The sequence below is a fragment of the Affinirhizobium straminoryzae genome, assembly GCF_007004135.1.
GTDB lineage: Bacteria > Pseudomonadota > Alphaproteobacteria > Rhizobiales > Rhizobiaceae > Neorhizobium > Neorhizobium straminoryzae.
Window position 1 is genome coordinate 92,565 of the sequence record NZ_VJMG01000043.1, and the last position, 20,938, is coordinate 113,502.

Annotated in this window: 16 protein-coding genes; 8 read left to right on the forward strand and 8 right to left on the reverse strand. The window is 63.5% G+C overall.

Annotation, left to right across the window (positions count from 1 at the left end; genetic code table 11):
• Positions 1 to 68 precede the first annotated feature (68 nt).
• Positions 69 to 1,016 carry a LysR family transcriptional regulator gene (locus tag FNA46_RS15510; RefSeq protein WP_143126115.1) on the forward strand — a complete coding sequence of 316 codons (948 nt, stop codon included), beginning with the start codon at positions 69 to 71 and terminating at the stop codon, positions 1,014 to 1,016.
• Here the strand turns inward: FNA46_RS15510 and FNA46_RS15515 are convergent.
• The 3 genes from FNA46_RS15515 to FNA46_RS15525 form a co-directional block, all read right to left on the reverse strand.
• Positions 996 to 2,183 (reverse strand): NAD(P)/FAD-dependent oxidoreductase, encoded by a 1,188-nt coding sequence (locus FNA46_RS15515; protein WP_143126116.1) that lies wholly within the window; start codon positions 2,181 to 2,183, stop codon positions 996 to 998. The two genes, FNA46_RS15510 and FNA46_RS15515, sit on opposite strands and share 21 nt — an antisense overlap.
• A gap of 115 nt (positions 2,184 to 2,298) precedes the next feature.
• Entirely contained in the window at positions 2,299 to 3,066 is a 768-nt protein-coding gene (locus tag FNA46_RS15520; protein ID WP_143126117.1) for an N-acetylmuramoyl-L-alanine amidase, read from the reverse strand.
• Positions 3,063 to 3,803 (reverse strand): J domain-containing protein, encoded by a 741-nt coding sequence (locus FNA46_RS15525; RefSeq protein ID WP_185969874.1) that lies wholly within the window; start codon positions 3,801 to 3,803, stop codon positions 3,063 to 3,065. Before FNA46_RS15525 ends, FNA46_RS15520 begins: the two co-directional genes overlap by 4 nt.
• A 331-nt stretch (positions 3,804 to 4,134) precedes the next feature.
• On the opposite strand from FNA46_RS15525, the gene FNA46_RS15530 reads away from it, so the two are divergent.
• The 3 genes from FNA46_RS15530 to FNA46_RS26390 all read left to right on the forward strand — a co-directional run bounded on the left by FNA46_RS15530 (position 4,135) and on the right by FNA46_RS26390 (position 7,353).
• On the forward strand, positions 4,135 to 5,346 hold the full coding sequence (locus FNA46_RS15530; protein ID WP_143126118.1) for a pyrophosphate--fructose-6-phosphate 1-phosphotransferase: 1,212 nt from the start codon (positions 4,135 to 4,137) through the stop codon (positions 5,344 to 5,346).
• Between the two features lie 63 nt (positions 5,347 to 5,409).
• Entirely contained in the window at positions 5,410 to 6,039 is a 630-nt protein-coding gene (locus FNA46_RS15535) for a hypothetical protein (protein ID WP_143126119.1), read from the forward strand.
• A 141-nt stretch (positions 6,040 to 6,180) separates the two neighbouring features.
• The gene (locus FNA46_RS26390) at positions 6,181 to 7,353 is read left to right on the forward strand and encodes a lytic transglycosylase domain-containing protein (RefSeq protein WP_246103124.1); all 1,173 of its coding nucleotides are present in this window, start codon (positions 6,181 to 6,183) and stop codon (positions 7,351 to 7,353) included.
• A gap of 24 nt (positions 7,354 to 7,377) precedes the next feature.
• Here the strand turns inward: FNA46_RS26390 and FNA46_RS15545 are convergent, their stop codons facing one another.
• Entirely contained in the window at positions 7,378 to 8,736 is a 1,359-nt protein-coding gene (locus FNA46_RS15545) for a serine hydrolase domain-containing protein (protein ID WP_143126120.1), read from the reverse strand.
• A gap of 175 nt (positions 8,737 to 8,911) precedes the next feature.
• On the opposite strand from FNA46_RS15545, the gene FNA46_RS15550 reads away from it, so the two are divergent.
• From FNA46_RS15550 to FNA46_RS15565, 4 genes are all read left to right on the forward strand, one after another.
• Complete coding sequence (locus FNA46_RS15550; RefSeq protein ID WP_143126121.1) at positions 8,912 to 10,159, forward strand: BtaA family protein; 1,248 nt, start codon at positions 8,912 to 8,914, stop codon at positions 10,157 to 10,159.
• On the forward strand, positions 10,159 to 10,845 hold the full coding sequence (locus tag FNA46_RS15555; protein ID WP_143126122.1) for a class I SAM-dependent methyltransferase: 687 nt from the start codon (positions 10,159 to 10,161) through the stop codon (positions 10,843 to 10,845). Before FNA46_RS15550 ends, FNA46_RS15555 begins: the two co-directional genes overlap by 1 nt.
• A gap of 159 nt (positions 10,846 to 11,004) precedes the next feature.
• Positions 11,005 to 11,820: a glycoside hydrolase family 25 protein gene (locus FNA46_RS15560; RefSeq protein WP_143126123.1), complete on the forward strand. Its 816-nt coding sequence runs from the start codon at positions 11,005 to 11,007 to the stop codon at positions 11,818 to 11,820.
• 98 nt (positions 11,821 to 11,918) lie between these two features.
• A complete protein-coding gene (locus FNA46_RS15565) occupies positions 11,919 to 13,115 on the forward strand; it encodes a lytic murein transglycosylase (RefSeq protein ID WP_143126124.1) in 1,197 nt (398 codons plus the stop codon).
• Positions 13,116 to 13,776: 661 nt separating this feature from the next.
• On the opposite strand, the gene metF is transcribed toward FNA46_RS15565, so the two are convergent.
• The 4 genes from metF to FNA46_RS15585 all read right to left on the reverse strand — a co-directional run bounded on the left by metF (position 13,777) and on the right by FNA46_RS15585 (position 20,785).
• Positions 13,777 to 14,685 (reverse strand): methylenetetrahydrofolate reductase [NAD(P)H], encoded by a 909-nt coding sequence (gene metF / locus FNA46_RS15570; protein WP_143126125.1) that lies wholly within the window; start codon positions 14,683 to 14,685, stop codon positions 13,777 to 13,779.
• Positions 14,682 to 15,713 carry an ArsR/SmtB family transcription factor gene (locus tag FNA46_RS15575; RefSeq protein ID WP_425468766.1) on the reverse strand — a complete coding sequence of 344 codons (1,032 nt, stop codon included), beginning with the start codon at positions 15,711 to 15,713 and terminating at the stop codon, positions 14,682 to 14,684. The genes metF and FNA46_RS15575 overlap by 4 nt, the downstream gene beginning before the upstream one ends.
• 137 nt (positions 15,714 to 15,850) lie before the next feature.
• Positions 15,851 to 18,133, reverse strand: coding sequence for a methyl-accepting chemotaxis protein (locus tag FNA46_RS15580; protein ID WP_246103126.1), 2,283 nt, complete (start codon positions 18,131 to 18,133; stop codon positions 15,851 to 15,853).
• A gap of 405 nt (positions 18,134 to 18,538) precedes the next feature.
• A complete protein-coding gene (locus FNA46_RS15585) occupies positions 18,539 to 20,785 on the reverse strand; it encodes a methyl-accepting chemotaxis protein (RefSeq protein WP_143126127.1) in 2,247 nt (748 codons plus the stop codon).
• Positions 20,786 to 20,938 lie beyond the last annotated feature (153 nt).

Consider the following 20,938-nt stretch of genomic DNA (forward strand, 5'->3'; position numbering starts at 1 on the left):
GATCATCGGAAAAATTGAGTAATGAGAACAAACTATGTGAGAAAAACTCCAACAGATGAATTCCCGCCATGGACAAGCTGCCGCCGCTGACCTCGCTCTCGGCACTGGAAGCATTCTTCCGCACCGGCTCGGTCGGCGGTGCGGCCGAGATGCTCGGCCGCACGCACAGCGCCGTCAGCAAGCAGCTGCACCAGTTGCAGGATCACTCGGGCACCGAACTGTTCGTCAAGCGCGGCCTGCAACTGGAGCTGACGAGTGACGGTCGCCTGCTGGCGGAGACAGTGGCGCGCAGCATGGACGAGATGCGAAGGACCTATACGGCGGTTACCGGCGGCGGGCGCGCATCGGTCACGGTGGCCGCCAGCTCCACCTTTGCCCGCCAATGGATGATCCCGACGATTGCCCGCTTCAATGTCGAATATCCCGACATCGACGTGTTGATCCGGGTGGTCGGCCCGCAAGGCAGCCGGCGGACGGAAGGCCCGGTCGATCTCGTCATCTCCTGGGACCGGCTGAAGCATCTCGACGTCGAGCATCCGCTGGCGGTCTCGCTTGGCGATGTCCATATCGGCGTGGTGCTTGCCCCCACCTATCCCTTCGAGATGACCGCCACCACGCTGCGGATTCAGACGATCCTGCAACGGCGGGAAGCAGAAAACTCCTGGGAGCACTGGTCACGGCTTGCGGACATTACCGTCATCCGGCAACGAGAACTGACCTTCGACCTCTCCTCGCTCGCCTTCGAGGCGGCGGAACGCGGCATGGGGGCGACGATCGCCCCGAAATTCCTGATCGAGAAGGAGCTGAAATCCGGCAGCCTGATCGCACCGGCCGGCTTTCTGACATTCAGGGACGGTTTGCTGGTCTACCCGGCCACGGAACGGCCGAAGCTTTCAAAACCCGCACGGCTGCTGCGGGACTGGCTTGTCGCTCACGCCCAGTTGGACGCTGACGGCTTCATCGCCGATCCCGTCACCCCGCAATGGCCGTTCACGTCAGCGGGCGTCGACTGGTGAGAAGTCGAAATCGAAGGAACTGATGCTGCCCGTCTGGAGAAGTTCCGCACCGAGACGGCCGATCTCGTCAGAGCTCTTGGCGGCCGTGCCGCAGCCGCCGGTCAGGAGGGCGATACGCGGCGACGACGTATAGGCGATGATCGGATAGCCGGAGGGCGTCTTGGACACGACGCAGGCGCCCATGGACACCCGCGTGCGGTCGATCTCCGGCACCAGCGTTTCCATGAAGGCAGCATGATGATCCCGCACGCTCTCGCGCCCGCCGGAGCGGAACCAGGCCCGCAGTTCCGCATCGCTGCGCAGGATCAGATCGTCCGGGTCGCCACCGATCTTGAGATAGACCTTGCCATCCGGATAGCGCACCGGCGGCAGTATATAGATGTGGCGGCTCGGATCGCGCGGCTCGTAGATCAGCGAGGGCATGCCGGCAAAGCGGGCAAGCTCCGCCTCCGGGATCTCGAAGAAGGTGACCGTGCGGCCATAGACCGACATGGCGGGCGGCTGCGGCAGCAGTCCCTCGGCAATGCTGAAGCCGCCGGCGGCGACCAGCGCCTTCTCCGCCGTATAGCGACCGCCCTCGGCAGTCCTGACCACCGCTAGACCGTCCTCGTCGCGCACGGAGACCACCGTTTCAGCCACAAGCCTTGCCCCCTGCCCGGCCGCCACGACGGACTGCGCCTTCACCAGCGCGCGCGGATTGACATAGCCGGCACGGCGAGCCTCGAACACGCCCTCGCAGTGCGGCTCGAAGCCGAAATAGCCGAAGCGGTCTTTCAGCGCCGCTTCGCCGAACAGATCGGTCGTCACGCCAAGGCCTTCGGCAGCGTCCAGAATGCCGCGAAGATAGGCATGGCCGGTGCGGCGGTCGGGCGCCACCATCAGGCAGCCGACCTCATGATAGAAGGTGACGCCACTCAGCGCCTCGATCTCGCCGTAACGGGCAATGGAGCGATTGGCGAGGAGGGCCCAGACCGGATCGGGATCGATGGTGCGGGTGATGCGCGCCTCGTCGTAATGGCTGGCAAACACGCCCTGATGTGTGCGGGCATCCGCCGGCTCGTCAGGCCCGATCAACGCCACGCCATCCGTGACCGCACTCAGATGCCGGGCGGCAGCCGCCCCCATCATGCCGCGTCCGATGACGATGAACTGGAAATCGGCTGTCATGCGGACGGCTCCTGAAGAAAGGTGAAAGTCTCTCGGGTTTAGCCAGCCGCAACCTCCACGTCCAGAGGCGCGCTGTCGCAGGCAGATACCGCCGCGCGGCGCGCTTTCGGAGGCCTCAATTGGTGCCCTGGAAGCGTGGCAGTTCCGTCAGCAGACGGTGCAGGGTGTCGATGGTCGACATATCAGCAATGCCATCGACGCGGGCCGGTCGAAAATGCCGCTGAAAGGCCTCGACCGCCCCTTCCGTCTGGTCGCAGAAGGTGCCGGAAAGCGGCACGTTATAGCCATAGAGCGCCAGCATGCCCTGCAACGCTTCCACCGGCTGGCCACTTTCGCCGCGCTGGAAGAAGCGGCCGCTACGAATGGGACCGGGCTCCACCCAATGACCGATGCCGGCCCGAAACAGACGCTCCCACGGAAAAAGCTCGCCCGGATCGACCTTGCGCCGTGGTGCGACATCCGAATGGGCGAGGATGCGCTCGGGCCGGATCGACCAGCGCTCGGCACAGTCGCGGCAGAGCGCGATCACCGCCTCGATCTGCGCGTCCGGAAAAGGCGGCAGGCCGCCCGGATGACCGGCATTGGCGATCTCGATGCCGATCGAGCGGGAGTTGATGTCCGTCTCGCCGTCCCAGAAGCTTTTGCCCGCATGCCAGGCGCGGCGCGCTTCCGGCACCAGTTGCACCACGCGCCCGTCCGGCCAGACGAAATAATGGCTGGACACTTCACTTTCGATGTTCTTCAGCCAGGACAGCGCCTGCCCGTGATCGGCCATGCCCGTATAGTGCAGAAGAATGATGTCCGGCGCCACGCCGCCCACGCGCTCGCCATGGTTCGGCGACGGCTCGACGCGCGCGCCCGCAAAATCCGGCTCAAGCTTCATGCAGCCTTGTGTTCCCTGGCAATCGCCGCATAGGCAGCGTTGAGAGCCGCCATGCGCTCGTTGGCGGCCGCATGCAAGGCTTCCGGCACGCCGCGGGCAATCAGCTTGTCCGGGTGATGTTCGGACACCAGATGGCGGTAGCGCTTGCGAATGGCGGAGAAATCATCCTTCGGCGAAACGCCGAGCACCATATAGGGATCGACGCCTTCCAGATGCATGTGGCGTGCCTGGATGCGCCGGAAATGGTCTTCGTCGATGCGAAAGATTTCGGCAATGCGGGCGAGAAAGGCCATTTCCTTCTCGTGCACCATGCCGTCAGCCTTGGCGATGTGGAACAGGCCGTCGATCACGTTTTCCAGCATCGGGCAGTTCTGGTCACCGGAGCCGCAGAGGCCGGCCAGCTTTTCCGCATAGGCCTCGTAGCCGGCCACATCCTGCCGGGCGAGATTGTAGAGGCGGGCAACGTTGCGCGCCTCCTCCTCGGGAAAATCGAAGATCTGGCGGAAGGCCTCGACCTCGGAGGCCACCACGGCGCCATCGGCCTTTGCCATCTTGGCGGAGAGCGCGATGATGGCAACGGAAAAGGACACGCGACGGCGCGTTTCCGGATCGCCCTCGAACAGCGTGCGGATCGCCTCCACCACGCGTGACAGCGCATTATGGGCGGCGTCGCCGACGCTGCCGAGCAGCCGCTCCCACAAAGAACTCACATTCAGGCAAAGGAAATCGAAGATCATGGCTCACCTGACCAAATTCCCGCCGCCTTGGCAAGCAGCCGCAGGCGACCGGCGGGATTAAATTCTCGTCATGCTACGGTATTTCGAACGGCCCGGATCTGCCTTGAACGATACGGCCACGCTCTTTCGAAGCGCTTGGTTGACGCTCTGTCCACAGAGGGGCAGACGCGCGGAATGGCATCTGCGGATTTGAACCGATTGAAAACACAACTGTTCCGAAAGCGCCGCGAAATAGCGGATTTTCTTGAGAAATTCACTTTACAGCTGCGATCTCCTGTCGCAGACCTTCTGCGGTCAAAAGGCAAGGCGCGCAGGCGCAGAAGGAGGTTCGATGGCGAAGCGGAAAGTGGCGTTGCTGACGGCGGGTGGGCTTGCACCCTGTCTTTCGTCCGCGGTCGGAGGATTGATCGAACGCTACACGGATATTGCTCCCGAACTGGATATCGTCGCCTATCGCTCGGGCTATCAGGGCCTGCTGCTCGGGGATCGAATCGAGATCACCGCCAACATGCGCGAGCGTGCCCATCTGTTGCATCGTTACGGCGGCTCGCCGATCGGCAACAGCCGCGTGAAGCTGACCAATGTCGCGGACTGCGTGAAGCGCGGCCTCGTCAAGGAAGGGGAGAACCCGCTGAAGGTGGCCGCAGACCGGCTGGCCTCCGATGGGGTGACCATTCTCCACACGATCGGTGGCGACGATACCAACACCACCGCCGCCGACCTGGCCGCCTATCTTGGCGCACACGGCTACGACCTGACGGTGGTTGGCCTGCCGAAAACGGTGGACAACGACGTCGTGCCGATCCGCCAGTCGCTCGGCGCCTGGACGGCCGCCGAAGTCGGCGCGCACTTCTTCGACCACGTCAGCAACGAACAGAGTGCCGCCCCCCGCACCCTGGTCATCCACGAGGTGATGGGCCGTCATTGCGGCTGGCTGACGGCCGCGACCGCCCGCGCCTACATCCAGGACACCAGGGACAATGAATATGTCGAGGGCCTGATGATGAACACCCAGATGAAGAACATCGACGGCCTTTACCTGCCGGAAATGCACTTCGATCTGGAGGCGGAAGCCGAGCGGCTGAGGGCCATCATGGACAGCTGCGGCTTCGTGACGCTGTTCGTCTCGGAAGGGGCGGGCCTTGACACCATCGTCGCCGAGCGCGAGGCGGCCGGCGAGACCGTGAAACGGGATGCCTTCGGCCATGTGAAGATCGACACCATCAATGTCGGCTCCTGGTTCCAGAAACACTTTGCGGCCCTGCTGAAGGCCGAACGCTCCATGGTGCAGAAGTCCGGCTATTATGCCCGCTCGGCGCCGGCCAATGGCGACGATCTGCGCCTGATCCAGAGCATGGTCGATCTGGCTGTGGAAAGCGCGCTGAATGGCGTCTCCGGCGTGACCGGTCACGACGAGGACCAGAATGGGAAATTGCGCACGATCGAATTCCCGCGTATCAAGGGCGGCAAACATTTCGATCTCACCGCACCCTGGTTCGGCGAAGTCATGGACTTCATCGGGCAGCCCTTCCGGCCGGTGTGATCGGCTCCTGCCACGGCCACCCGAAAATGGCCGGGCGGCCTTGATTTCGTGCTGGAGGAAGCGATGAGCCTCGGGGATCTGCTGGTTTTTTCAATCCTGTGCCTGCTGATCCTGGATCTGCCGTCGGCCTCTGGCCGCATCATGCTGGATTACAGCCTCGCCCGTGGCAAGACGCGGGCGATGGCCCTCATCCCCGCGATCCTGCTGGGGTCGCTTCTGTGCTTTGCAGCCGCGTTCGCCATTTATGTCTGGCTGTCGGACTCGCTGCGCACCATGCGCGACCTTCTCTCATGGTCGGCGCTTGCCTATCTCGCCATCCATGTCCTGCGTGGTCTCCAGATACGCCAGCGCCTTCGGCTGGCCGACAACGACAACCTCCGCGAGAAGACGCTGTTCTCAACGCTGTCCCGCGGCTTTCTTAGCCAGATTCGACCTGGGCTGGCGGTGGCCATCGCCGCCCTGCTTCTCCAGACCGTCGATTCGCCGCAGGATCTGGCGGAGCTTGGACTGCATGCCGCGCTCGCTTTTACCGTTGCCGGCGTCGGCGCACCGCTTATCCAGCTTCTTTTTGCACGCCAGCGTGCCGCCCGTCTGAAGCGCGCAAGCCTTGGAAAACCGGGCGCGCCGAAGCCCCGAACCCGCTTCATCGCCCGCCGTGCCGTCAGCGCCGGCTACCGCCGGATTGCCGCCTGATCGCCATGGTCTTGCCGGTCGGCGCCCAATGCGTTAAGAATTCGTAAGATTTGAAAGACACGCACGGGCTGGGAAACACAACTTCGTGAAAGTGAGACAATGGCGATAACCCGATTTTTCGGTTGCAACGCAGTTGTAGCGGTGGCCATTTGCGGCGCCGTTTCGGGTTGCTCAAGCGTTGACTCGGCATCGAATACGGCGGCGGAGGGCAAGAAGGGTCAGACCCAGGAGGTTGCCCAGGCCGGTACGCCGGCAGCCGCGGACGCCACGACCCAGGTGGCCGATGCGCATGCGGCGACACCCAAAAGCGGACGTATCTCCATTGAAGCCGCCGCGGCAGCGGCAACTGCCTCGGCGCAAGGCCCGATTGCGGCCCCGGCCGGTTCGACAACCGTCGTCGCCGAGAAGGGTGGCCGCGTGACGCATCAGGTCGCACTGCCTGTCGGCACCTGGGCACTCGCACGCCAGAATGAATCGGTCCGCGCCGCACTGGCGGCTCAGGCGTCCGGCACGCAGCCGGTCCTTGGCCTTGCACCGACGCCGCTCGACACCACCGGCGCCATGCAGGCAATCAACGTGGCCACCGCATCGCATGTGATGAGTGCGCCGGCCGAACCGCAGCCGCTGCAGCCCGCCAATGCCGCCTCAGCGGCAGCTGCGCCTGCTCAGATGGCCAGCACCGCCGCACCCGGCCATGTCGCCATTCCCCAGCCCAAGCCGCTGTTTGGCGCGCAGGCGAAGACTGTGGTCGCAGCCGCCGCGCCCGCACCGCAACAGGTCAATGCCATTCCCGATGAATTGCGCGGCAGCATTGTCGCCATCCCGACGCCGCGGCCGAAGCTGCAGCAGGCGGGCACGTCCTCCATGCTGGCCTATGCCTCCGCGTCGCAGCCGGTTTCCGCACTGGCCGCGGATTTCTTCCCGCCAGCGCCCGGCGCCCCCATTCCGGAAACGGCCGGTGCCAGCACTCCGGAACTCAACAATCTCATCAAGCGCTATGCCGGGCTTTACGGCGTGCCGGAATCCCTCGTTCATCGCGTCGTCCATCGCGAGAGCAAGTACAATCCGAAGGCCTATAACCGGAACGGCTATTTCGGCCTGATGCAGATCCGCTACTCCACGGCGAAGGCCATGGGCTATCAAGGCCGTCCGGAAGGACTTCTCGATGCGGAAACCAATCTGAAATACGCGATCAAGTATCTGCGCGGCGCCTGGCTGGTGGCCGACAACGAGGCGGACGACGCGATCGGCCTTTATGCGCGTGGCTACTACTACGATGCCAAGCGCAAGGATCTTCTCCACGTCATGCATTGACGGCGAACTTGTGCGGACAGGCGCTCAGTCGAGCGCCTTTGCCAGTTCCCGCACCAGATTGCCCGGACGGTAAGCCGTCCAGGCGGGCGACAGACCAAGCCGCACAATGACCAGGCCTTTCGACGGGATCACCGTGACGGACTGACCGTCATGCCCCTGTAGCGCAAACATGTCGCCCGGCAGTCGCTCTCCCCCCTCCCCTCTTGGCGGCAGCCATGTCTGCATCAGAGAATAGCGACCATTCGAATGGCGGTTCGGGGTATGCATCAGCGTCACCAGATCAGCCGGCAGCACCACCTTGCCGTTCCACACTCCCTTCTGTGCGAGAAGCAGGCCGAAGCGCGCCCAGTCCCGCGCCGTGGCATACATGTAGGAACTGCCGGCGAAGGTGCCAGCCTCATCTACCTCCAGAACCGCACTTCGCATGCCGAGCGGCCCGAACAGGGCCTGACGGGGATAGGCAAGTGCGGAGGCGGGATCACCGAACCGGTCCTGCCAGATGCGCGAGAGAAGCAGCGCCGTGCCCGAGGAATAGCTGAAGGCGCTGCCCGGCGCCTTCGCGAGAGGCAGCGCCTCGGTAAAGCGCGCCATGTCCGGCTCGAGATAGAGCATGCGCGTGACATCGGCGACCGAACCGTAATCCTCGTTGAAGACAAGCCCGCTTTCCATCGAAAGCATCTGGCCAAGCGTGATGCGGGCACGCTCATCCTGACGCCAGGCCGGAATAAGGCCGACATCGCCAATCGACATGCGCCCGTCGCGAATGAGGGTCGCAACCAGCGCAGCATTCACCGTCTTCGTCATGGACCAGCCCAGCAACGGCGTGTCCGGCGTAAAGCCTTCGCCGTAGCGTTCACCGACGATACGACCGTCCTTGACCACCACGACCGCCCGCATCCCCACGCCCACCAGATCCTCGCGGGCCAGCAGGCGCGCCACAGCCTCGGACGATGAGGCGACAGTCTCGCCCTGCGGCCACGGCAGGGACGCATTTACCGGGCCATCCTGCACAACGGCAGGCGCCACCATCCGGGCCGGCGCCATGTCATCGCCCAGCACGCTGCAACCGAGCCCCGGTCGATAGACGGCCTCGCGCGGTGCGATGCCGCCCAGCAGCGCTGCCCGCACCCGCATCTCCTGCGGCTTCACCTCGACCCGCATCAGCCGCAGAAGCGGGTGCCCCGGCGCCTGCACGTCATCCGCCAGCACTTCCGCCGCATCGCGATGGGCGATGAACACATTGGAGCACACGATCTTGGCTGCATAACCGCTGCCGACCCTCAGCAGGGCCGGCGGAACGGCGTAAAGCCATACGACCGCGCCAATGATGGCAAGCACCAGCAGCACGAGAAGCAGTTTCGCAAGACGGATGAGCATGCGCATGTCGTCACTCCCTTTGGACGCGGCATGCAAGCAGGAAACCCCGGCAATGTGAAGGCCGACCAGCGCCTGCATTCAGAACTGGGGCAAAGCGCGGCGGCGGTTTGCCACGTCATCAAACTGTAGCACCAGACGGCTAGACGCTTGCGAAACTCATGACGGGGACAAGGTGCAGCGCATGGCAGAGATCGTACCGGACGTCGGCTTCCTCAAGAACGGCAAGCTGAAGACTGCGCTCTTGCAACACAAGGCCCTGTCGAAGAGCGGGCTGTCAGAACGGCTGTTCGGCCTGATGTTTTCCGGCCTCGTCTATCCGCAAATCTGGGAGGATCCGGATGTCGACATGGCCGGCATGGAGCTGCGCGAAGGTCACAGCATCGTCACCATCGGTTCGGGTGGCTGCAACATGCTGGCCTATCTCTCCTGCCAGCCGGCCTCGATCGACGTCGTTGATCTCAATCCTCACCACATCGCGCTCAACCGCTTGAAACTGGCTGCTTTTTCGGCACTCCCGAACCACAGCGACGTGGTGCGGCTGCTGGCGTCTGAAAACACGCGTACCAATACCAAGGCCTATGACAACTTCATCGCACCGAAGCTCGATGCCGCGACCCGCGCCTATTGGGACAAGCGCACGCTGAGCGGCCGCCGCCGCATCTCGGTGTTCGACCGCAACATCTACCGCACCGGCCTGCTCGGCCGCTTCATCGCGGCCGGCCACCTGCTGGCGCGGCTGCATGGCGTCGACCTCACCGAAATGGCCAATGCCCGCTCGCTGCGCGAACAGCGCCAGTTCTTCGAAAGCCACATCGCGCCGCTGTTCGACAAGCCGCTGATTCGCTGGCTGACCAGCCGGAAGAGCTCACTGTTCGGCCTCGGCATTCCCCCGCAGCAGTATGACGAACTGGCAAGTCTTGCCGCCGAAGGCTCGATCGCACCGGTGCTGCGCCAGCGTCTGGAAAAGCTCGCCTGCCATTTTCCGTTGCGCGACAACTATTTCGCCTGGCAGGCCTTCGTCCGCCGCTACGCCAGGCCGCATGAAGGCCAGCTGCCGACCTATCTGAAGCCGGAACACTATCGTCAGATCCGCAACAATGTCTCGCGTGTGAAAGTGCATCACGCCACCTTCACCGAGCTTCTCTCGGAAAAGGCAGCCGGCACGGTAGATCGCTACGTCCTGCTTGATGCACAGGACTGGATGAACGACCGCCAGCTGAACGACCTCTGGGCCGAGATCACCCGCACGGCCGCGCCCGGCGCCCGCGTGATCTTCCGCACCGCTGCCGAGAAGAGCATCATCGAGGACCGCCTGTCGCCGGCCATTCGCGGCCAGTGGACCTATCTCGCCGGGCGTTCGCAGGAGCTGAACCTGCAGGACCGCTCGGCGATCTACGGCGGCTTCCATATCTACACGAGGACGGCGTGATGAGCCTGGACGGCGCCGGTTCGGCGGCAGCCGTGGAGCACGCGGCTCGGATGGACCGGATGTACCGCTACCAGCGGCACATCTACGACATCACCCGCAAATACTACCTGCTCGGCCGCGACCGCGCGATCCGCGAGCTGCAGGTGCCGAAGAGCGGCACGCTTCTGGAAGTCGGCTGCGGCACGGGCCGCAACCTTCTGCTTGCCCATCGCATCTTCCCGACCGCTCATCTCTACGGGCTGGACATTTCCGCAGAGATGCTGGCGACGACCCGTGCGAATTTCCGCGGCAAAGCCGTGACGCCGCAGGTGAAGGTGGCCGATGCCACGACCTTTCAGGCGGAGGAATTCGGCGTTGCAGGCTTCGACCGCATCCTGATCTCCTATGCCCTCTCGATGATCCCGGACTGGGAGAAGGCGATCGAGGCAGCCCTTGGCGCACTCAAGCCCGGCGGCTCTCTGCACATTGTCGACTTCGGTCAGCAGGAACAACTGCCCGGCTGGTTCCGCACCGCGTTGAGGGCCTGGCTTGCCCGTTTCCACGTCACGCCACGCGCAACACTCGCCGAAGCCATCGAGTCCAGGCTTTCACCATTCGGGGCGGACATGATGTTCCAGCCGCTCTATGGCGGCTATGCCTGGCGGGCGATCATACGCCGACGGGACGATCCGGCCGGACGCAATTGACGGATCGTTGCGCGACAACATCAGAATTCCCTGATATACACCGCTGAGGCAAGCGGATTCTAACCAATCGTTTACCACGATGGGGCTATTCATAGATCCTCATGCCTCGCGCGTCACCGCTCGCATGGCGCCCTCATCTCTTTTCGCATGGATCGACGAATGCCCCGGCTGCTTGCTGTCCTTCTTGCCACATCGCTGCTGGCCACCGGATGCAGCTCGGTCGGCTATGACTTCATGTCCACGGGGTCGATCCGCAAGACAAAATTCCACGACACCGATCCGCAGGATTTTGGCCGCAACCATCCGGACCGTCATCCGGTGCATGGCATCGACATCTCCAAGTGGAATGGCGACATCGACTGGCAGACCGTCAAGCGCTCGGACGTCTCCTTCGTCTTCATCAAGGCGACCGAGGGCAAGGACGTGATCGATCCCGCCTTCGAGACCAACTGGCGCTCCGCCGCGGCTGTCGGCCTGCCCTACGCGCCCTATCACTTCTACTATTTCTGCTCGAGCGCCGACGAACAGGCGGACTGGTTCATCGCCAATGTGCCGAAGGCGGCAAGCTTCCTGCCGCCGGTGGTTGACGTCGAGTGGAACCATACCTCCAAGACCTGCCGCACGCGCCCGCCGGCAGCAACCGTGCGCATCGAACTGAAGCGCTTCATGGATCGGCTGGAGGCCTATTACGGCAAGCGGCCGATCATCTACACCTCCGTCGATTTCCACCGCGACAATCTCGTCGGCACCTTCGAGGACCGCCCCTTCTGGGTGCGCTCCGTCGCCGCCCATCCGGACAAGACCTATCAGGGCCGGCGCTGGTCGTTCTGGCAGTATACGTCGACGGGCGTCATCCCCGGCATCAAGGGCGGCACCGACATCAACGTGTTTGCCGGCTCCAAGAAGGAGTGGCAGGACTGGCTTGCAGCGCTCAACGAGGTAAACGCTGCCGGCACCACCATCGCAAGCCGCTAACCACGTCGCATATCGGAGCTTGCCGAAAGCCGGCTGTCGCCCATCTTCCGTCACAAAGCTCGCCGAGAGCTTGCGCTCGACCGAATGAGGATTGTCCGATGCCGTTTGCCCTTGCCCGCCCCGCCTGCCTTGCGCTTGGCCTTGCCGCCCTTCTCGCCACCTCCGCCAATGCGGAGAGCGCGGCCTGTGGTGGCGACCTTGCGTCCTTCCTGCAGGGGGTGAAGACGGAAGCCGTTACCATCGGAATTCCGGCGGCGGCGGCCGACAAGGCGCTGGCTGGCGCCGTCATCGACCAGAAGGTGCTGTCGCGCGACCGCGCGCAGGGCGTGTTCCGGCAGACCTTCCTCGAATTCTCGCAGCGCACGGTCAGTCAGGGGCGCCTGGACATCGGCCGGCAGAAAATGAAACAGTATGCGGACGTCTTTGCCCGCGCCGAAAAAGAGTTCGGCGTGCCGGCCGGCGTGATCGCCGCCTTCTGGGCGATGGAAACCGATTTCGGTGCCGTGCAGGGTGATTTCAACACGCGCAATGCGCTGGTCACGCTGGCGCATGACTGCCGCCGCCCGGAGCTCTTCCGTCCGCAACTCATCGCGCTCATCCAGATGGTGCAGCATGGCGACCTTGACCCCGCCACCAATACCGGCGCCTGGGCGGGCGAGATCGGCCAGGTCCAGATGCTGCCGAAGGACATCATCGCGCATGGCGTCGACGGCGATGGCGACGGCCACATCAACGTCAAGACCAGTGCGCCGGACGCAATCCTGACCGCAGCCTCCTTCATCAAGAGCCTCGGCTTCCGCGCCGGCCAGCCCTGGATCCAGGAGGTCGAGGTGCCGGAGAACCTGCCCTGGGAAAAGAGCGGGCTCGGCAACGAGATTCCCGCCTCGGAATGGTTCCGCCTCGGCGTGAAACCCCGCGACGGAAACACAACGTTCGGCAGCCTGCCGGCCGCGCTGATCCTGCCGCAGGGCCGCAAGGGGCCGGCCTTCCTCACCTACCCGAACTTTTCGATCTATCTGGAGTGGAACAAGTCGTTCATCTACACGACATCGGCCGCCTATTTCGCGACCCGTCTTTCCGGCGCGCCAGCCTATGCCAAGGGCAATCCCGAGCAGGGCCTCAGCGTGGAGGAAATGAAGGTGCTGCAGACGAAGCTCGACGGCGTCGGTCATGATGTGGGCGATATCGACGGCATTCTGGGGTCCGGCACGCGCATTGCGGTACAGAAGGCCCAGCAGCGCCTTGGCATGCCAGCCGACGGCTGGCCGACGCCGGCCCTGCTGAACGCTCTCTGAGGGCGTCCAGACGTCACGCGCCGGCTCCATCGGAGCGTCGCATAGTGCATGCACATCATCGGGAGTGGGTGTGGGCCGATCCGGCCGCCATCCGCTCCCTTTTGCTTGTGGTGCCCGGGCACCCGCCGCCTCAGGAATCGGCAGCACACTGCCCTTGCCGGGGCACGCCCGTGCTGCAGCGCAACAGCCGATTTCCACCAAGCCCGGACGTCGCAAAGCGCGACATGCATCGCCTCGCAGGCAGCGATTCCTCACGAAATGTGACGCGCGTTAACGACGCGCAGAGTTTTCTACACTCTTTATTTACCAGGACCGTTAATTGAAAAGACGTTTATGTTCAATGACTTGAACATAGGCCGAACACAACTGTGGCGAAAACGTGCCGCAATGCAGCACATTATTTTCTTTTCAAGTCTCGCAAAATGCACTTACATTCTGTGTGTTAACGCAAGGAGGCAGACATGGGACGCACGCATTCCTTCAATGTCCTTCTCGTCGGTGCAGCATTTCTGTTCGTTGCATCCATGCTCTTTGTTTGAGCAGACAGCTTCCCGGAGGAGGGAAGCAGGCCATGGTCAGGGCTGGTGAGCTGACCGATACCGATTGAAAGATGAACAACCGCGACCGGGCGAGAGTCACTCGCCCCGCGCCTGACGATGGCTCAGGCCGCCGCCCCGGCCTGGGCCGCTTCCACCGGCAGAATGCCGAGACGATGCAGCACGCCCGCCACCAGCGGCGTGCGGTTCATCGTATAGAGATGGACATCGAAAATACCACGCCGCATCAGATCCTCGATCTGCTCGGCCGCGACATCGGCCGCGACCTTCGCACGATCCTCAGGCTTGTCATCCAGCCCCTCGAAACGCGCGTCGAGGAAAGCCGGCACCGTGGAACCGCAGCGGCTGGCGAAACGCTTCAGCTGCGTGAGATTCTGGATCGGCATGATGCCCGGAATGACCGGAATGGTGATGCCGGCCGCCCGCACCTGATCCAGGTAGCGCTCGAACACGTCATTGTCGAAGAAGAACTGGGTGAGCGCCCGATCGGCGCCCGCATCCGCCTTGCGCTTCAGCATGGCGATATCGGCCGAGACGTCGGCACTTTCCGGATGCTTTTCCGGATAGGCGGAAACCGAGATCTCGAAGCCACCGATCTCCTTGAGTCCCGCCACCAGCTCGGCGGCATTGGCATAGCCCTGTGGATGCGGCTGGTAGGCGGTGCCGATGCCGCTGGCGGGATCACCGCGCAGCGCCACGATGTGGCGAACGCCAAGCTTGCGCAGGTCCGCGATCACCTGATGGGTCTCGGCCTTGTCGGCATCGACGCAGGTCAGGTGCGAGGCCGTCGGCAGGCGCATCTCACCGATCATCCGCTCCACGGTGGAGAAGGTCGGCGCCTTCGTGGTGCCGCCGGCGCCATAGGTGACGGAAACGAAATCCGGATTGTAGCGGGCAAGCTCACACACCGTCTGCCAGAGCTGCTGCTCCATGTCAGGCGATTTCGGCGGGAAGAACTCGAAGGATACCCGCAGGGCCGATTCGGAACGGGGTGCTTTGGCAACAGGGTTCATGACACGACTTCCGACAGAAGAGAGTGAACGGGATAAGGCCTTGCCGGCACTGCAGCCTCGGCGGGCGCATGGGCAAGCCAGATGGTGACGGTCAATGCCGAAGCCGCCTCCTTTTGCTTCGGCGGAAGGTCGATCACGTCGGATACGGTCAGACCGACCTTTTCGAGCCACTCGGCCACCGTCTGGTGGGAGAAGCCCAGGCGCAGATGCGCATGTTCATCGCGCAGGTAATCAAAAGCATGCGGGGCAAGATCAACGACCACCAGGCGTCCGCCGGGACGCAGCACCCGGGCCGCCTCGGTGATGGCCCGTTCCGGCTCGTCCAGGAAGTGCAGCACCTGGTGAATGGTGATCAGATCGAAATCGCCTGCTTCGAGCGGCAGGTTGAAGATATCGCCATGGCGCACGCTCGCCTTGACAATGCCGTCCTTGTCGAGATTGGCACGGGCCACCGCCAGCATGTCGCGGCTGGCATCGATACCGACGGCGCGGCGATAGGAGGCCTCCAGCATTTTCAGAACAAGACCGGTGCCGGTGCCGAGATCGAGCAGCGCGTCGACCGGCTCCTCGCCCAGCACTTGCAGCAGGGCGGCTTCGACATCGGTGTCGCTGACATGCAGGCGGCGCAGTGCATCCCATTCGGAAGCATTGCGGCTGAAATAGGCCTGGGCCCGTTCGGCCCGGGTCCGCTTGACCGCCTGCAGACGCTCGTTGTCCCGCGCCAGAACCGGATCGCCTGCATCGACGGAATGCAGCAGGTTGCGCGCCAGAATGGCGGCATCGCCCTCCTGCCTGAGGCGAAAATAGGCCCAGGCGCCTTCCTGGTAGCGCTCGATAAGCCCTTCCTCGGCCAGCAGCTTCAGATGGCGGGAGATACGCGGCTGCGACTGGCCGAGAATATCGGTCAGGTCACTCACCGTCAGATCGCCACCCGCGAGAAGCGCGATCAGACGGAACCGGGTGGGTTCCCCGGCCGTCTTCAGAATTCCAACGAGGCTATCCAGCGACAAGCTCATCGCGCGACCCAATCTCAATCAACATATAAAGATATCTTTATGTGATTTAGATCAACAAGGCAAGCTGGATTCGACCAGGCCGGACAAAATTGAAAAGGGCGACCCGATGGCCGCCCCTTTTGCCTGTGCGCTTCGGCAAGAGCAAGCGCTCAAAACTCTTCCCAGTCCTTGGAGGCGGCCAGGGCAGCATTGCCCTGCACACGCGGTGCCGGAGCAGAGGCGCGAGCCGCCGATACAGGGCGGGATGACGCGGCAGAAGATGCCGCCCGCATCTGCGCGCCCGTCGCCCGCAGCTGCTGCGTCGCGGAACCCAGCTGGAAGTGCGACAGAAGCTCGCTCAGCTTGTAGCTTTCCTGGGCAAGGCCGGCGCCGGCCGCGTTCATCTCTTCCACCATCGCCGCATTCTGCTGCGTCGCCTGGTCCATGTGGTTGACGGCGGTGTTGACCTCGGCGAGGCCCGAGGACTGTTCCTGCGCGGCGGTCGCAATCGCGTCCATATGGGCGTTGATCGTCTGCACAAGTTGCTCGATGGCGCTGAGCCCCTGCCCCGTATCGCTGACCAGCTTCACACCTTCGGAAACGGCTGCCGTCGAATTGCCGATCAGCGCTTTGATCTCCTTGGCGGCATTGGCCGAGCGCTGGGCGAGTTCGCGCACCTCCTGGGCAACCACGGCAAAGCCCTTGCCCGCCTCGCCGGCACGCGCCGCCTCGACGCCGGCATTGAGCGCCAGCAGGTTGGTCTGGAAGGCAATCTCGTCGATGACGGAAATGATCTGGTTGATCTGGCGCGAGGCTTCCTCAATGCGCTCCATGGCAACGACGGCGTTGCGCACCACGCCGCCGGACTGGTCCGCCCGGCTGCGGGCCTCGCGCACAACGTCACGCGCTTCGGCAGAACGCTTTGAGGTGGCGATCACATTCGCGGTGATCTCCTCAAGGGCGGCAGCGGTTTCCTCCAGCGAGGCGGCCTGCTGCTCGGTGCGCTTCGACAGGTTGTCGGACGCGTCGGAGATTTCCCGTGAACCGTCGGTGACGGTGGAGACAGAATGGCCGACACTGAGCAGTGCCTCACGCAGCTGGCGAACCGAGGTGTTGAAGTCGGCACGCAGCGCCTCGAACTGGGTCGACATCGGCGTGTCGATCTCGCAGAGCATATCGCCCTGCGCCAGACGACGAAGACTGGTCGCGAAGGTGCGGGTCGTCTGGCCGAGGCGCTCCTCGGCCTCAGCTTCGGCCCGCGCCTGCATTTCAGCGCGCTCCACTTCGGCCCGGGAGCGGCCTGCCGCCGCGTCAGCCTCCAGCTGTGCATTGCGGATTGCTGCCTGACGGAACACTTCCACAGACTGCGCCATGTCGCCGATCTCGTCAGAGCGGTCGGTATAGGGAATGCTGCTGGCGGTATCGCCATCCGCCAGACCGGTCATCGAGCGTGCGATGCGGCGGATTGAAGAGGAAAGGCTGCGCGTGATAGCCGCGCCAAAGGCGACGACCATGAGCACGAAGATCGTGAGGCCTCCCATGATCAGCATCATGGATGTCCGTGCAGACTCCAGACGGGCCTCGGCGTTCTGAATAAGCTTGCCACCATTTTCGCGCAGGAGGCCGGCCACATAGTCGCGCCGCTTGTTCATCGCCTCGACAAAGGGGCTGAACTCTTCTGGTTTGCCCTTGAAATCCTCCAGGCTTTCCATGGCCTTGATCATGTTGGTGATAAGCCCGCCCTCAGGCGTCATGAAGAAGGCATCATAGCGCGTCAGCAGATCAGGGGCGATGAGTTCACGAAAGGCGGGTTCGAAATTGCGGATCTGGTTGATCGCGCCATCGAAACGCGCCTGCTCGCTTTTCCCGAACCTGCCGTTCTTGATGTAGAACTGGGCCATTCGGTTCAGGACGAGATAGCCTTCGTTGACCTTCATCCAGGCGTGGTAGCCGCGAATGTCACGCGCAAGTGCCACGTCATCGGTCAGGCTTCCGGCGCGCGAGGCCAGCGCCAGAGCAGCCGAGGCCATTGGCTGCGCATAACGCAGGGGCAGCAGAGGATTGGTGTCGCCGGCATCCAGCAGCTGGCGGAATTCGGGAATGCGGGCATAGTTCGCTTCAAGGTCCGCCACCAGCTTCTGGGTGAACGGGTCCGCATAACCGAGTTCCTTCAGGTGGCCGAGTTGTGCAGTCATGTCCTTGTAGATCTGATCGGTCGTGGCACGGATCGCCGGACGTTCTGCGGGAGATGCCGAGGCATCCATCGGCATGATCATCATCATCTCGCCGCCGCCGCGCGCGAGCATTGCCATCGCATGCGCGCGCTCAAGCTTGTCGTAGTTTTCATAACTCTTCCAACCAACCGCGGCACCGAGGCCGACGACGGCAGCGAGCGGAACGAAGCTGAGGAGCGAAAGCGCCTTGCGAAACGGAATTCTGCCAAATGAAATCAATAGATTATCCCCCTCTCGTCAACTGCAGCCCCATGTGCTCTGCAGTGACCTCATGATCAATCCTGCCCGGGCCCAGGCTAAGATCAGTAGACAACGAAGTCTGGTTGAGGATCAGTTTATGGGCGATGCAAAGAAATAACCGATGGTTCCTTGCAGTCGGAGAACCAAAGGGCTTTGGACAGGCAAACCCGCCGGATCATCTTCAGGTTTCGTCTGCCTCGCCGGCATGCGCCGCACGGCCGAAGGTGCGGCTGGTCTCCGTGCAGATGCGGGCAGGCCGGCACCCGTGGCGCCGCCCCTCCTCACCGCTTCCGCCTCAGTCACGGAGGGCGGAAGAGACCTTGTCCGCCAAGCGAAAACGTGATGGCCGGCCATGCCTGTCAGCAGGGCCGGCGGCTCCTTGCATCATGCAGCGCGACGGCCGCCCTGGGCCGGTGCTGACACCGGCAGGGAGAACGGGCTGATCCGGAAGCCCTGGAGCAGGGCCGACAACTGCATCGCCTCCTGTGCCAGGCCGGCACTGGCAGCGCTCATCTGCTCCACCATCGCCGCATTCTGCTGGGTCACCTGGTCCATCTGGTTGACGGCGGTGTTCACTTCACGAAGGCCGGAAGACTGCTCCTGTGCGGCGGATGCAATGGCGTCCATGTGAGTGTTGATCGCCATGACAAGCCCGGCAATCATGCCAAGCCCCTCGCCCGTGGCATTGACCAGCCTGACCCCTTCGGACACCGCAACTTCGGAATTGCCGATCAGGGTCTTGATCTCCTTGGCGGCATTGGCTGAGCGCTGGGCAAGCTCGCGCACTTCCTGGGCAACGACCGCAAAGCCCTTGCCGGCGTCCCCGGCGCGTGCCGCCTCCACACCCGCATTGAGCGCCAGAAGATTGGTCTGGAAGGCAATTTCATCGATGACACTGATGATCTGGCCGATCTGGTGCGAAGCCGTCTCGATCCGCTCCATCGCGGCAACGGCATTGCCAACCACAACGCCGGATTGCTCCGCCTGGCTGCTGGCGGCGCGCACGAGATCGCGTGCCTCTCCGCTGCGCGCCGAGGTGGACTGCACGTTGGCGGTGATTTCTTCCAGTGCCGCGGCCGTCTCTTCCAGCGAAGATGCCTGACCTTCCGTGCGGCGGGACAGCTCCTCCGTCGCACCGGCAACCTCGCCGCTGCCGCTCGTCACGGCCGTCACCGCATGCCCCACCGACAGCAGCGTCGATCGGAGCTGCGCAACGGAGCGGTTAAAGTCGAGGCGCAGGGCTTCGAACTGCGGTGCGAAGGCCTCGTCGATCTCGCAGAGCATGTCACCGGAGGCCAGACGCTGCAACCCGGCGGCCAGCGCGCGGGTAGCGGCATTGAGTCGCGCATCAGCGTCCCTCTCCGCCAGACGCTGGATTTCCACGCGCTCGGCCTCCGCGCTGCGCCGGCTTTCCTCGGCCTCGGCCTCCAGCTCCGCATTGCGGATGGCCGCCTGTCGAAAGACCTCGACTGAACGGGCCATGCCACCGATTTCATCCTTGCGCGACAGATCGGGAACACCGATGGCGTGGTTCCCCTGCGCCAATGCATCCATGCAGTCGGTGAGACGGCCGATGGGACGCGCCACGCGCAGCACGATGATGGCCATGCCAGCGGCGGCGAACACAAGCGTGGCGATGAACAGCAGCGCATAGGACACGGCACGGCCGAGTGCGTCAGACTTCGTCGCCTCGGCCCGCTGCAGCAGCACCTGACGGGAGACGGAAGCCACTTCGGCCACGGAGGCCAGCGACGCCTTGTTGCCGGCGCGCCATTCATCGGTCCCCATGGCCGGAGCCTTGCCCTGATGCAGGCTGTCAATCAGCTGCTTGCGGCGGGTCGCGAAATCGCTGGTGAAGAAATCCGCATTGCCCTTGGCATAGGCGGCCTTCAGCTCCGGTGCCGTGGCCGGATGTGCCACGAGCGCGCCAACGATCTGCCAGAGGGCGCTGATGCGTGCCTCGCCGACGATGATGCGGGCATATTCATCCTCGCTGAAGCCACGATGGCTGGCGACGGGCTCGTTGATGACGAGCGAGACATTGCCGGCGGCCACACGGGCATTCCAGGAGGACGAGGCAATCTGGCTGACCGGCACCATGGCCGGATCCAAGGCCCGGATGCGCTCGCCAACCAGGCCGGAAGCGTTCTCCATGCTGTTGAGGAACTTCTGGGTCTCATTCATCCAGAGCGTGCCGAAAGCCTTGTCGCGGCTGTCGAGCGGCAGGGTGAGCATCTGATCGAGACGATCCCGGGCGCTCTCCACCATCCGATAGTCCACAGCGACCGACCGCAGCGGCTCCTCCAGAATGTTAGCGCTAACATAAGGCCGGGAGAACAGGACATCCGCCCAAGCCTGCACCGTGTCGGCGCGGTCCTTTCGCAACTGGCTGATCGCACCATCGGCCTTGTCGGACGGAAGCGCCAGAGCTGGCGGCCCGTCGCCGCGCTCGTTGCGGAAGGCCAGCAGGGTGTTGAACAGGGCCTTGTCCAACGCCGCCAGCCGCACGATTTCGTCATAGCGGCGATAATCGCCGATGGAAGACAGGAAGGCTGAGCCGACCAGCACGCTGACAAGCAAACTGAGCGCTGCGAAAATGCCGACCAAGATGGACTTGAGCGAGAGTGTCATGGCAATCCCATTTGTGTTGCAATGCACAATGGTTAAAGGATGCCATCCCAAATTTGGGTTAAAAAACCGCCTAAAATATGAGAGACCCCGCACTGCGTTGCGGTGCGGGGCCTTGTGTTTCTTGATCGATTTCTTTCGTAGCGCTACGAAACA

Coding starts and splice junctions, on each gene's coding strand:
- FNA46_RS15510 (WP_143126115.1), top strand. CDS start 69: ATGGACAAGCTGCCGCCGCTGACCTCGCTCTCGGCACTGGAAGCATTC.
- FNA46_RS15515 (WP_143126116.1), bottom strand. CDS start 2,183: ATGACAGCCGATTTCCAGTTCATCGTCATCGGACGCGGCATGATGGGG.
- FNA46_RS15520 (WP_143126117.1), bottom strand. CDS start 3,066: ATGAAGCTTGAGCCGGATTTTGCGGGCGCGCGCGTCGAGCCGTCGCCG.
- FNA46_RS15525 (WP_185969874.1), bottom strand. CDS start 3,803: ATGATCTTCGATTTCCTTTGCCTGAATGTGAGTTCTTTGTGGGAGCGG.
- FNA46_RS15530 (WP_143126118.1), top strand. CDS start 4,135: ATGGCGAAGCGGAAAGTGGCGTTGCTGACGGCGGGTGGGCTTGCACCC.
- FNA46_RS15535 (WP_143126119.1), top strand. CDS start 5,410: ATGAGCCTCGGGGATCTGCTGGTTTTTTCAATCCTGTGCCTGCTGATC.
- FNA46_RS15545 (WP_143126120.1), bottom strand. CDS start 8,736: ATGCGCATGCTCATCCGTCTTGCGAAACTGCTTCTCGTGCTGCTGGTG.
- FNA46_RS15550 (WP_143126121.1), top strand. CDS start 8,912: ATGGCAGAGATCGTACCGGACGTCGGCTTCCTCAAGAACGGCAAGCTG.
- FNA46_RS15555 (WP_143126122.1), top strand. CDS start 10,159: ATGAGCCTGGACGGCGCCGGTTCGGCGGCAGCCGTGGAGCACGCGGCT.
- FNA46_RS15560 (WP_143126123.1), top strand. CDS start 11,005: ATGCCCCGGCTGCTTGCTGTCCTTCTTGCCACATCGCTGCTGGCCACC.
- FNA46_RS15565 (WP_143126124.1), top strand. CDS start 11,919: ATGCCGTTTGCCCTTGCCCGCCCCGCCTGCCTTGCGCTTGGCCTTGCC.
- metF (WP_143126125.1), bottom strand. CDS start 14,685: ATGAACCCTGTTGCCAAAGCACCCCGTTCCGAATCGGCCCTGCGGGTA.
- FNA46_RS15585 (WP_143126127.1), bottom strand. CDS start 20,785: ATGACACTCTCGCTCAAGTCCATCTTGGTCGGCATTTTCGCAGCGCTC.